This window comes from Nocardioides sp. NPDC092400, from assembly GCF_040684155.1.
Lineage (GTDB): Bacteria > Actinomycetota > Actinomycetes > Propionibacteriales > Nocardioidaceae > Nocardioides.
Window position 1 is genome coordinate 268,636 of record NZ_JBFBFJ010000001.1, and the last position, 12,267, is coordinate 280,902.

At 73.2% G+C, this 12,267-nt stretch carries 10 protein-coding genes; 8 read left to right on the top strand and 2 right to left on the bottom strand.

Features of this window, described 5'->3' with window-relative positions:
• Positions 1 to 81: 81 nt before the first annotated feature.
• Complete coding sequence (dapD, locus tag AB0N29_RS01300) at positions 82 to 1,044, bottom strand: 2,3,4,5-tetrahydropyridine-2,6-dicarboxylate N-succinyltransferase (protein WP_302270068.1); 963 nt, start codon at positions 1,042 to 1,044, stop codon at positions 82 to 84.
• A 58-nt stretch (positions 1,045 to 1,102) separates the two neighbouring features.
• Between dapD and AB0N29_RS01305 the strand changes: the two genes are divergently transcribed.
• From AB0N29_RS01305 to ileS, 4 genes are all read left to right on the top strand, one after another.
• On the top strand, positions 1,103 to 2,059 hold the full coding sequence (locus AB0N29_RS01305) for a patatin-like phospholipase family protein (protein ID WP_364863467.1): 957 nt from the start codon (positions 1,103 to 1,105) through the stop codon (positions 2,057 to 2,059).
• Positions 2,060 to 2,144: 85 nt separating this feature from the next.
• On the top strand, positions 2,145 to 4,259 hold the full coding sequence (locus AB0N29_RS01310) for an FAD-dependent oxidoreductase (protein ID WP_364863469.1): 2,115 nt from the start codon (positions 2,145 to 2,147) through the stop codon (positions 4,257 to 4,259).
• Between the two features lie 51 nt (positions 4,260 to 4,310).
• The gene (locus tag AB0N29_RS01315) at positions 4,311 to 5,189 is read left to right on the top strand and encodes a DUF559 domain-containing protein (RefSeq protein ID WP_364863471.1); all 879 of its coding nucleotides are present in this window, start codon (positions 4,311 to 4,313) and stop codon (positions 5,187 to 5,189) included.
• Between the two features lie 291 nt (positions 5,190 to 5,480).
• Positions 5,481 to 8,735 (top strand): isoleucine--tRNA ligase, encoded by a 3,255-nt coding sequence (ileS, locus tag AB0N29_RS01320; RefSeq protein WP_364863473.1) that lies wholly within the window; start codon positions 5,481 to 5,483, stop codon positions 8,733 to 8,735.
• Here the strand turns inward: ileS and AB0N29_RS01325 are convergent, their stop codons facing one another.
• Entirely contained in the window at positions 8,736 to 9,587 is an 852-nt protein-coding gene (locus AB0N29_RS01325) for an LLM class F420-dependent oxidoreductase (RefSeq protein ID WP_302270074.1), read from the bottom strand.
• A gap of 95 nt (positions 9,588 to 9,682) precedes the next feature.
• Here AB0N29_RS01325 and dapE point away from each other — a divergent pair, with 95 nt between their 5' ends.
• Genes dapE through AB0N29_RS01345 form a run of 4 tightly spaced genes read left to right on the top strand, consistent with a single transcriptional unit; the run spans position 9,683 to position 12,257 of the window.
• Complete coding sequence (gene dapE, locus AB0N29_RS01330) at positions 9,683 to 10,795, top strand: succinyl-diaminopimelate desuccinylase (protein ID WP_364863476.1); 1,113 nt, start codon at positions 9,683 to 9,685, stop codon at positions 10,793 to 10,795.
• Positions 10,792 to 11,523, top strand: coding sequence for a TIGR00730 family Rossman fold protein (locus tag AB0N29_RS01335; RefSeq protein WP_302270079.1), 732 nt, complete (start codon positions 10,792 to 10,794; stop codon positions 11,521 to 11,523). Before dapE ends, AB0N29_RS01335 begins: the two co-directional genes overlap by 4 nt.
• Complete coding sequence (locus AB0N29_RS01340) at positions 11,520 to 11,816, top strand: DivIVA domain-containing protein (RefSeq protein WP_364863478.1); 297 nt, start codon at positions 11,520 to 11,522, stop codon at positions 11,814 to 11,816. The genes AB0N29_RS01335 and AB0N29_RS01340 overlap by 4 nt, the downstream gene beginning before the upstream one ends.
• A 15-nt stretch (positions 11,817 to 11,831) precedes the next feature.
• Positions 11,832 to 12,257, top strand: a complete 426-nt coding sequence (locus tag AB0N29_RS01345) for a hypothetical protein (RefSeq protein WP_364863480.1) — start codon at positions 11,832 to 11,834, stop codon at positions 12,255 to 12,257.
• The last annotated feature ends 10 nt before the right edge of the window (positions 12,258 to 12,267 follow it).

Here is a 12,267-nt window from a genome sequence, read left to right on the forward strand (position 1 = left end):
CCAGTGTCCGGACCGGCCGAAATCAGCCTGTGCCAGCGTGCCGGACCAGCGGCCCGGCCAGTGGACCGGCCAGGGGCCCGGTCAGTTGGCGTGCAGCGCCGCGTTGAGCTCGACGCCCTCGCTGCGCCACGGCACCGCCTCGATGGCGCCGGTCACCGAGTTCCGGCGGAACAGCACGTTGCTGGTGCCGGACAGCTCGACCGCCTTCACCACGCGCGGCTTGCCGTCCATGTCGCTGACGGTGACCTTGGTGCCGGCCGTGACGTAGCAGCCGGCCTCGACCACGCAGTCGTCGCCGAGGGAGATGCCCAGGCCGGCGTTGGCGCCGAGCAGGCAGCGCTTGCCGATCGAGATGACCTGCTTGCCGCCGCCCGAGAGAGTGCCCATGATCGAGGCGCCGCCGCCCACGTCCGAGCCGTCGTCGACGAGCACGCCGGCGGAGATCCGGCCCTCGACCATCGAGGCGCCGAGGGTGCCGGCGTTGAAGTTCACGAAGCCCTCGTGCATGACCGTCGTGCCCTCGGCCAGGTGCGCCCCGAGCCGCACGCGGTCGGCGTCGGCGATCCGGACGCCCGAGGGGACGACGTAGTCGACGAGCCGCGGGAACTTGTCCACGCCGAGGACGGTCACGTGCTGGCCGGCCGCCCGCAGCCGGGCGCGGGTCGACTCGAACCCCTCGACGGCGCAGGGACCGGCCGAGGTCCACACGACATTGGTCAGCAGCCCGAAGACGCCGTCCATCGAGATGGTGTGCGGGACCACCAGGCGGCTGCTGAGCAGGTGCAGCCGCAGCCAGACGTCCTCGGTGGAGGACGGCGCGGCCTGCAGGTCGGCGATCTCGACGGTGCGCACCTCGCGCACCACGCGGCGCACGTCGTCGCGCCCCTCGAGGGCGGTCAGCTCCTCGGGCACCTCGGCGCCGTCGCGGGTCCCGAGCGCGGGTGCGGGGAACCACACGTCGAGCACGGTCCCGTCGTCGGTCACGGTGGCGAGGCCGTGGCCCCACGCGGTGGTCGGCTGGGCGGTGGCGGCTGCGTCGGTCACGGCGCCCGATCCTACCGTCGTGCCCGGCCGCCGCCCGCCCGTGCTCTAGCGTCGGGGCATGGTCACCCGTGTGGCGCTCGCGCTGGGCTCGGGCGGGGCCCGGGGCTACGCGCACGTGGGCGCCGTCCGGGCGCTGCAGGAGCGCGGCTGCGAGCCGGTGGCCGTCGCCGGCACCTCGATGGGCGCCCTCGTCGGCGGCCTCACGGCCGCCGGGCGCGTGGAGGACTTCGCGCGCTGGGCGACCGCGCTCACCCGCCGCGACGTCCTCGGGCTGCTCGACCCCTCGATCACCTCGCCCGGCGTCATCGCCGCGGACCGGCTGCTCGACGCGTTGCAGGACGTCTTCACCGACGTGGCGATCGAGGACCTGCCGATCCCGTTCACGGCGGTCGCGACGGACCTGGCCGCCCGCCGCGAGGTGTGGTTCCAGCGCGGCCCGCTGCGCGCCGCGGTGCGCGCCTCCATCGCGATCCCGGGGGTCTTCACCCCCGTCATGCTCAACGGTCGGCTCCTCGTCGACGGCGGGCTGACCAACCCGGTGCCGATCGACCCGACGGCCGCGGTCCCCTCCGACCTGACCGTCGCCGTGTCGCTGACCGGCCCGCGGCGGGTGCGGGAGCCGGCCGCGCCCCGGCAGGAGTCGGCGGCACCCCAGCGGTTCGAGGAGTGGCGGGGTCGGTGGCGCCGTACCGTCGCCACGCTGACCGGGCGCGAGGAGCGGGCCGTGGCCGACGCCGAGGTGGAGCGGCTGGCGAGCCTGCACGCGCCGACCGGCCGGACCGGCTGGGGGACCGAGCGGCTGCCCGCCGACCTCGGGCTCCTGGACGTGACGGCGCAGTCCTTCGAGGCGATGCAGGCCGTGGTGGCCCGCTACCGGATGGCGGCCCTCCCCGCGGACGTCCTCGTGACGGTGCCGGTCGACGCCTGCCGGTCGATGGACTTCCACCGGGCCGCCGACATGATCGAGCTCGGCCACCGGCTGACCGTCCAGGCCCTCGACGCGGCCGGGGTCTGAGCCCTGGGGCGCGCCCGCGCGGTCGCGTCCCGGTGGGTGGGGCACGGCAGGGCGGTCCGGTCCGCCGCTGGCTAGCGTCCGCCGCATGCGCGGCCGGCAGTCCTACACCCACCTGATGTCACCCGGCCGGATCGGCCCCATGGAGCTGCGCAACCGGGTGGTGCTGCCGGCGATGGACATGAACGTCTCCGAGGACGGCGAGATCGAGCAGCGCGAGATCGAGCACTACGCCGCCCGCGCCGCGGGCGGGGCGGGGCTGGTCGTCACCGGCGCCTGCGCGGTCGCCTTCCCGCACGGCGCGGCGTCGCTGAAGGAGCCCGGTCTCTCCGAGGACCGGTTCATCCCCGGCCTGCGCGCGCTGGCGGACGCTGTCCACGCGGCCGGGAGCAAGCTGTGCGTGCAGTCGACCCACCACGGCAAGGTCGCCCGGGTCGACACCGCCAACGACCGGCCGGTGCTCGCCCCGAACGAGCCGGACTACACCTACGACATGTCGGCCCTCGCCGACAGCACCCCCAGCGAGCTGCGCCGGATGGCCGCCGCGACGGGCGGCAAGCACACGACGTACCGCGAGATGACCACCGACGACATCGCCTGGCTGGTCGCGACCTGGGCCGACGCGGCCGACCGCGTCGCCCGGGCCGGCGCCGACGCGATCGAGGTCCACGTCGCCCACGGCTACATCCTCGGCGTCTTCCTCAACCGCCGCGACAACAGGCGCACCGACGAGTACGGCGGGCCGCTGGCCAACCGGGCGCGGCTGGCGTGCGAGGTCATCGCGGCGGTGAAGGAGCGGGTCGGGGACCGGCTCGCCGTCCTGGTCCGGGTCGCGGGGGAGGAGTACGGCCAGGAGGGCGGGCTCACCCTGGCCGAGGCGGCCGAGGCGTCGGTCATGTTCGAGCGCGCCGGCGCCGACGCGATCCACGTGACCGGCTGGGGCCGCAACCCCTTCGACAACTTCACCGACGGCCCGCTGCCGAACAAGGTCGGCGCGTACCTGCCGAACGCCGCCGCGATCAAGCAGCGCGTCTCCGTCCCGGTCATCGCGGTGGGCCGGATGCTGCCCGAGGTCGCCGAGGAGGCGCTCGCCGCCGGGAAGATCGACTTCGCCGCGATGGGCCGCCAGCTGCTGGCCGACCCCGAGCTGCCGAACAAGATCGCCGCGGGCACGCCCGAGCAGGTCCGGCCGTGCATCAACTGCTACCTGTGCGTCGCGGAGAACTTCTTCGACGACACCCCGTTCTGCGCCGTCAACCCGGCCCTCGGCCACGAGTCGCTGCTGCCGCTGCGCCCGGCCTCCGCCACCCAGCACGTCGTGGTCGTCGGTGCGGGCCCCGCGGGCCTGGAGTCGGCGCGGGTCCTCACCGAGCGCGGGCACCGGGTCACCGTCGTCGACAGGTCCGACCGCCTGGGCGGGACGATGTGGTTCTCCTCGCTCACCACCCCCGACAACGAGCGGCTGCTGCGCTGGTACCGGGCGGAGGTCGAGCGCCTGGGCATCGCCGTCCGGCTGGGGACGACCGCCACGGTCGAGTCGGTCCGCGCGCTGCGTCCTGACCGGGTCGTCGTGGCCACCGGCGCGGTCCGCCCCCGGCCCGACGTCCCCGGAGGCGGCCTCCCGATCGTCCAGACCGGCGACACCCTGCGGGCGCTGATGCTGGGCACCGCGCACGCCGGCGAGGCCGGAGCCGTGCTCCGCACTCTCGGCCGGCTCGGCCGCGCCTCCAGGATCACCCGGAGCCCCGAGGCCGTGCGCCGGCTGACCCGCCGGTTCCTGCCGATGGGCAAGGACGTCGTGGTCGTCGGCGGGTCGCTGGTGGGCCTGGAACTGGCGGAGTTCCTCGCCGAGCGCGGGCGCCGCGTGACGCTCCTGCACGAGGGACGCCAGCTCGGCCTGCCGCTCGCCATGCCCCGGCGCTGGACCGCGGTCAAGGACGCCACCGAGCACGGCGTCGACATCCACCGCGGCGTCACCCTCACCCGGATCACCGACTCCGGCGTCGAGTGGACCGAGGGCGACCAGGCGCACTCCGCCCCCGCCGACATGGTCGTGTACGCCGAGGGCACCACCGCCGCCGCGCCCCTCGCTGACGAGCTGCGCGCCGCCGGCCTCGACGTCGACGTCGTCGGCGACGCCGCCGAGGTCGGCTACATCCACGGCGCCGTCCACTCCGCCTGGGGCGTGGCCACCGCGATCTGAGCCTGTGGAGAGCAGGATGCGCGGAGGACCGGCCTGGGCCAGCGTGGACGCATGTCCGTGGTCGAGGTGCTCGAGCGCCTGGGTGGCACCGCCACCCGGGCCCAGCTCGTGTACCTCACCTCGCGCGCCGAGGTCGAGCGGGCGATCGCCGGCGGGGACGTCGTGCGGCTGGCCCGGGGGCGCTGGGCGCACCCGCAGGTGGACGAGGCAGTGGCCGCGGCGCACCGGGTGACCGGTGTCGTCTCGCACACCAGCGCCGCGCTGCTGCACGGCTGGTCGGTCCAGCACCGTCCCGAGCGGCCGCACGTCACCGTGGCCAGGGGACGCCGCGGTGCGCCGCACTCGGGGGTGCAGCTGCACCGGGTCGACCTGCCGGCGACCGACGTCGCAGGTCCGGTGACGACGCCGGCGAGGACCCTGGTCGACTGCGCGAGGTCCCTGCCGTTCCCCGAGGCGCTGGCGGTCGCCGACTCCGCGCTCCGCGACGGCTTCGGGGCCGCGAACCTACGCCTCCTCGCCGACTCGGTCCGGGGCGCGGGCGCGGGACGGGTCCGCCGGGTCGCGGGGGAGGCGACCGCGGCCGCCGCCAACCCGTTCGAGTCCGTCCTGCGCGCGATCGCCCTCGAGGTCGAGGGGCTGTCGGTCGAGCCGCAGGTCGAGGTCTGGGAGCCGGAGTTCCTCGGCCGCGTCGACCTGGCCGACCGTCGTCGGCGGATCGTCCTGGAGGCGGACTCCTTCGAGTGGCACGGCCGGCGCGACCGGCTCGCCAGTGACTGCCGGCGCTACAACGGGCTGGTCGTCCACGGGTGGCTGGTGCTGCGGTTCTCCTGGGAGGACGTGATGTTCCACCCCGAGGACGTGCGACGGGTGCTGGAGGCGGCGGTCGACCGACGACCAGAAGTCGGCTGCCGGGCGTGCGGCGCCGCTTGAGGTCCGTGGCGGGGAGGACTTCTGGTAGTCGGCCGGCGGAGCAACCGATTGGCGGCGCGGTCCGGGCGGGCCGTACCCTGGAGGCACAGGCGTCCGAGCCGTCATCAGCGGCGAGCCTCCGGAAGAACGGGACGGAAGTCCTCAGTAGAACCGGACGGGTAGGCCCGTCACAGCCGTGAACGAGCGGCCGGTCCAGCAGCATGGGTCCGGCAAGCAGGGTGGTACCGCGGTCCCGACGATCGTCCCTGTGGTTTCGAGAAGGATCCATCCCGAAGCTGCAGGAGCTGTCCGATGACGTACCCCCAGGTCTCCACCTCCGAGAGCGGCGTGCCCTCGAACCCCCGGTTCCCCGCGATCGAGGACCGGGTGCTGGCCTACTGGCACGCCGACGGCACCTTCCAGGCGAGCATCGACCAGCGCGACCCGGGCGAGGACTCCGGCAACGAGTTCGTCTTCTACGACGGGCCGCCGTTCGCCAACGGGCTGCCGCACTACGGCCACCTGCTCACCGGCTACGTCAAGGACATCGTCCCGCGCTACCAGACCATGCGCGGCAAGCGCGTCGAGCGGCGGTTCGGCTGGGACACCCACGGCCTCCCTGCCGAGCTCGAGGCGATGCGGCTGGGCGGCATCAAGACGACCGACGAGATCGTCGAGATGGGCATCGACAAGTTCAACGAGGCCTGCCGCGACTCGGTGATGAAGTACACCGGCGAGTGGCGCGAGTACGTCACCCGCCAGGCGCGCTGGGTCGACTTCGACCGCGACTACCGGACCATGAACCCCGAGTACATGGAGTCGGTCATCTGGGCGTTCAAGCGCCTCTACGACAAGGGCCTGGTCTACGAGGGCTTCCGTGTCCTGCCCTACTGCTGGAACGACGAGACGCCGCTCTCGAACCACGAGTTGCGCATGGACGACGACGTCTACCAGAACCGCCAGGACCCGGCGGTCACCGTCGGCTACGACATCACCACCGAGGGCGAGCTGAAGGGCGCGAAGCTCCTCGTCTGGACGACCACGCCGTGGACCCTGCCCAGCAACCTCGCGGTGATGGTCGGATCGGACATCGACTACGTCGCCGTCGCCGCCGAGGGCATCCGCTACGTGCTCGCCGAGGCCCGGCTCGGCGCCTACGCCCGCGAGCTCGGGGAGAGCCCGGAGGTCGTGTGGCGCGGCAAGGGCACCGACCTCCTCGGGCTGGCCTACACCCCGCCGTTCTCCTACTACCTCGGCCACGAGCGAGCCTTCCGCGTCGTCCCGGCCGACGACGCGGTCACCACCACCGACGGCACCGGTCTGGTCCACACCGCCGGCGCGTTCGGTGAGGTCGACAAGGAGGTCACCGACCGCGAGGGCATCGAGCCGGTGATGCCGGTCGGCAAGGACGGGCGGTTCACCCACCCCGTCGAGGAGTACGCCGGCATGCAGGTCTTCGACGCCAACCCCCACGTCATCGACCACCTCAAGGCCGCGACCAGGGCGCTCGACGGCGAGGAGGCCGGGGACCAGGGTGCGGTCACCACGGGCACGGTGCTGCTGCGCCGCGAGACCTACGACCACTCCTACCCGCACTGCTGGCGCTGCCGCGAGCCGCTGATCTACAAGGGCGTCTCGTCGTGGTTCGTCGAGGTCACCGCGATCAAGGAGCGGATGCTCGAGCTGAACCAGCAGATCCGCTGGGTGCCCGAGCACATCAAGGACGGCCAGTTCGGCAAGTGGCTCGCCAACGCCCGTGACTGGTCGATCACCCGCAACCGGTTCTGGGGCTCGCCGGTCCCGGTCTGGAAGAGCGACGACCCGACGTACCCCCGCATCGACGTCTACGGCTCCTTCGAGGAGATCGAGCGCGACTTCGGCACGCTTCCGCGCAACCAGCACGGCGAGCCCGACCTGCACCGTCCCTACGTCGACGACCTGGTGCGCCCGAACCCCGACGACCCGCGCTCGCCCGAGGAGGGGCAGTCGATGATGCGCCGGGTCACCGACGTGCTCGACGTGTGGTTCGACTCGGGCTCGATGAGCTTCGCCCAGAACCACTACCCCTTCGAGAACGCCGAGTGGTTCGACGGCACCGCGGAGAAGAAGGGCCACTTCCCGGGCGACTTCATCGTCGAGTACATCGGCCAGACGCGCGGCTGGTTCTACACGCTGCACGTCCTGGCGACGGCGCTGTTCGACAAGCCGGCGTTCCAGTCGTGCATCAGCCACGGCATCGTGCTGGGCAGCGACGGCAACAAGATGAGCAAGTCGCTGCGCAACTACCCCGACGTCCGCGAGGTCTTCGACCGCGACGGCGCCGACGCGATGCGCTGGTTCCTCATGTCCAGCCCGATCCTGCGCGGCGGGAACCTGGTCGTCACCGAGCAGGGCATCCGCGACTCGGTGCGGCAGGTGATGATCCCGCTGTGGAACAGCTGGTACTTCTTCCAGCTCTACGCCAACGCCGCCAACGACGGCCAGGGCCACGAGGCCCAGTGGTCCACCGACTCCAAGGACCCGCTGGACCGCTACCTGCTCGCGAAGCTGCGGCAGTACGTCGCGACGATGACCACCCAGCTCGACGAGTACGCCGTGGCCGACGCCTGCGAGACGACGCGGTCCTTCCTCGACGTGCTCACCAACTGGTACATCCGGCGCTCCCGCGAGCGGTTCTGGGGTGAGTCGACCGAGGCGTTCGACACCCTCTACACGGTGCTCGAGGTGGTCTGCCGGACCGTCGCGCCGCTGCTGCCGCTGACCACCGAGGAGATCTGGCGCGGCCTCACCGGTGGCCGCTCGGTCCACCTCACCGACTGGCCCGACGTCGAGGCGCTGCCGGCCGGGCCGGACGACACGGCGCTGGTGGCCGCGATGGACCAGGTGCGCGAGGTGTGCTCAGCGACGTCCGCGCTGCGGAAGGCGGGCAACCTGCGCAACCGGCTGCCGCTGTCGACGCTGACCGTGGTCGTCGACGCGCCCGACGCGCTGGCCGGCTTCGAGGGGATCCTCAGCGACGAGGTCAACGTCAAGACGGTCCGGCTGCTCGCGGCCGACTCCGACGAGGCCGCGTCGTACGGCGTGGAGCAGAAGCTGACCGTCAACGCCCGCGCCGCGGGCCCGCGGCTGGGCAAGGACGTCCAGCGCGCGATCAAGGGCTCCAAGAGCGGTGACTGGTCGGTCGCCGAGGACGGCACCGTCACCTCCGGCGGGCTGGCCCTGCAGGAGGGGGAGTACACCCTCGAGACCGTCGCGGGCTCGGCCGACGACGCCACGGCCACCGGCGTCCTGCGCAGCGGTGGCTTCGTCGTGCTCGACACCGAGGTGACCCCCGAGCTGGCCGCGGAGGGCCTGGCCCGCGACCTGGTCCGCCAGGTGCAGCAGGCCCGCCGCGACGCCGGCCTCGAGGTGTCCGACCGGATCGCGCTGACGGTCAGCGGCCCGGCCGACGTCCTGGCCGCGGCGGAGACGCACCGCGACCTGCTGACCACCGAGACGCTCGCGGCATCGCTCGACCTCGTCGCCGGCCAGGCGGGCGAGCCCGAGGTGAGCGTCGCGAAGGCCTGATCAGCCGCTGAGGCCGAGGCGGCCCGCCATCCGGTCGAGACTGGCGAGCACCTCGGCCTCGGCCCGGTCCGGGACGCCCCAGATCAGCTCGGTGCAGCCGGCCTCGGCCCAGGCGTCGAGGTCGGCGGGGTCGGGCCTGGCGGCGATCAGCACCCGGATGTCGGGCCGGCCGTCGCGGCCGGCGTCGGCCCAGGCCTTGGTCAGCGCCTCGATGTTCGCGAGGACGTCGCGCTGGGTCGGGGTGGTCATCCAGCCGTCGGCGTTCTCTGCGATCCAGCGGAAGGTCTTCGGTCCGCCGCCGGCGCCGATGATCAGCGGCACGTGCGCCTGCACCGGCTTGGGGTAGGCCCACGAGGGCCCGAACGACACGAACTCCCCGTCGTACGACGCCTCCTCCTGGGTCCACAGCGCCCGCATCGCCTCGACGTACTCGCGCAGCACCGTGCGGCGCCTGCCCGGTGGGACGGAGTGGTCCTCGAGCTCGTCGGTGTTCCAGCCGAAGCCGGCGCCGATGGTGACGCGGCCGCCGGAGAGGTGGTCGAGCGTGGCGATCTGCTTGGCCAGCGTGATCGGGTCGGACTCCACGGGCAGCGCGACCGCGGTCGACAGGCGGATGCGCGTGGTGACCGCGGCCGCGGTGGCCAGCGAGATCCACGGGTCCAGGGTCCGCAGGTAGCGGTCGTCGGGCAGCGTCTCGTCGCCGGTGCCGGGGTGGGCCGCCGTGCGCTTGACGGGGATGTGGGTGTGCTCGGGGACGTAGATCGTGTCGAAGCCCCGGTCCTCCCCGGCCTTCGCGAGGGCCGCGGGCGTGATCCCGCGGTCGGAGGTGAAGAGGACGAGTCCGTTGCGCATGCGGGCGAGACTAGAACGTGTTCCATTCCGGCGGAAGGGTCTGCTGGACAGGTGTCCAGCCGGCAGGCGCGGAGCCGGCTGGTTGGATGGCCCCCATGGCCACGCTCGACCTCTCGCTGGACGCCGTCTCGCTCACCGCCGCGCTGGTGGACATCGAGTCGGTGAGCCGCGACGAGGCCGAGATCGCGGACGCGGTCGAGGCGGCCCTGCGCCCCCTGCCGCACCTCGAGGTCGTCCGGCACGGTCACACGATCGTCGCCCGGACCGACCTGGGTCGCGGCGAGCGGGTGGTCATCGCCGGGCACCTCGACACGGTCCCGGTCAACGACAACCTGCCCAGCCGGCTCGAGGACGGCGTCCTGCACGGCCTCGGCACGTGCGACATGAAGGGCGGCGACGCGGTCATCCTGCGGCTGGCGGCGACGGTCCCCGAGCCGGTGCGCGACGTGACCTACATCCTCTACGAGGCCGAGGAGATCGAGGCGACCCACAACGGCCTGCGGCTGCTGGCCGAGGCCCGGCCCGACCTGATGGCCGCCGACTTCGCGATCCTGATGGAGCCCTCGAACGCGTCGGTCGAGGCGGGCTGCCAGGGCACGCTCCGGGTCGAGGTCCGCACCACCGGGGAGCGCGCGCACTCGGCCCGCTCCTGGCGCGGCGTCAACGCCATCCACCGGGCGGCCGACGTGCTCGACCGGATCACCGCCGTCGAGCCGCGGCGCCCGGTGATCGACGGCCTGGAGTACCGCGAGGGCCTCAACGCCGTCGCGATCTCCGGCGGCGTCGCCGGCAACGTCGTCCCCGACGAGTGCGTCGTCACCGTCAACTACCGGTTCGCGCCGGACCGCTCCGAGACGGAGGCCGAGGCTTTCGTCCGCGAGCTGTTCACGGGGTACGACGTCCGGCTGACCGACACCTCGCCCGGCGCGCTGCCGGGTCTCGAGCTGCCGGCCGCGAAGGCCTTCGTCGAGGCGGTCGGCGGCCAGGTCGCCCCGAAGTTCGGCTGGACCGACGTCGCGCGCTTCACCGCGCTCGGCGTGCCGGCGGTGAACTTCGGCCCCGGCGACCCGCTCTACGCCCACAAGCAGGACGAGCACGTGCCGGTCGAGCACATCGAGCGGTGCGAGCGCCAGCTGCGCGCCTGGCTGACCGGACGGCCGGCAGCAGGACCGGAGTCAGGACACGAGTCAGGGGAGAGGAACGCGTGAGGTCGAAGTTCAAGGGCCCGATCGTCCAGCGCCGGGACCAGGTGGACGGTTCGACCACCGACCAGCACCTGCTCGACTCGCGCGGGGACAGCGGCTGGGTGCACACCGATCCGTGGCGCGTCATGCGGATCCAGGCCGAGTTCGTCGAGGGCTTCGGTGCGCTGGCCGAGCTCGGGCCGGCGATCGCGGTGTTCGGGTCCGCCCGCACACCGGTCGACCACCCGGCGTACGCCGCGGGCGAGGAGCTGGGTCGCCGCCTGGCGGAGGCCGGCTTCGCGGTGATCACCGGCGGCGGACCGGGCGCGATGGAGGCGGCCAACAAGGGCGCCAGCGAGGCCGGTGGCGTCAGCGTCGGCCTGGGCATCGAGCTGCCCTTCGAGACCGGGCTGAACGAGTGGGCCGACGTCGGGATCAACTTCCGCTACTTCTTCGCCCGCAAGACGATGTTCGTGAAGTACTCGCAGGGCTTCGCCGTGCTGCCCGGCGGGGTGGGCACCCTCGACGAGCTGTTCGAGGCGATGACGCTCGTGCAGACCCGCAAGGTGACCAGCTTCCCGATCGTGCTCATCGGCACCGACTACTGGCGCGGCCTGCTCGACTGGCTGCGCGGCACGGTCGCCGCCGAGGGCAAGATCGCGGTCGAGGACCTCGACATGCTAACCCTCACCGACGACCTCGACGAGGTCGTCGAGCTGATGCGGGCCGCGCGCGAGGGGCGCCCCCGATGATGTGGTTCTTCGCGGTGCTGGTGGTGCTGGTCATGGGCGGCATCGCCGCCGTCGCGGCCGGGCGCGGGGCGCCGATGGCCGAGGTCGAGCACGACCGGCTGCGCGTCGACGTGCCCGAGGACCGGCCGCTGTCGGCCGCGGACATGCGTCGCGTGCGGTTCCCGCTGGCGCTGCGCGGCTACCGGATGCAGGACGTCGACGCACTCCTCGACCGGCTCGCGCGGGAGCAGGACGCCCGCGAGGCCGCGACCCCCTCGGCCCCGGAGGTCCGTGGCGAGGGCCCGATCGCGTAGGGCAGACTGCGCCGCGTGTCCAGCGAGGAGGTCGTCGTCTACGTCCTGACCGCCCTCGGGGTGGTCGTGGTCGCGCTCACCCGGCTGCGCCTGCGGGGTGACGGCGGTGGCGGGCGGCTGCAGGTCGGCCGCCGGCTGCTGGACCTGCACACCGGCGCCGGCGTCGCGGCGCTGGTGGTGTGGACGATGTTCCTGGTCGCCCCCACGGACTCCGTGCTCGGCGGCGACACCGCCGGCATCATCGGACTGGCGCTGTGGTGGCTGCTCGCCGTCGCGGGGATCCTCATCCTCGTCCGGTGGCTGCCCAGCCGCGGCCGGCACGCCTCGGCCGGGGCCGAGGACTCCTGGTCCTCCGGGCCGGGACTCTCGTTGCTGGCCCACCTCGGGACGGTCGTGGGCGTCTGCGTGTTCACCTGGGCCTACCTCAACTCGACCGTCTGACCCGTTCGGC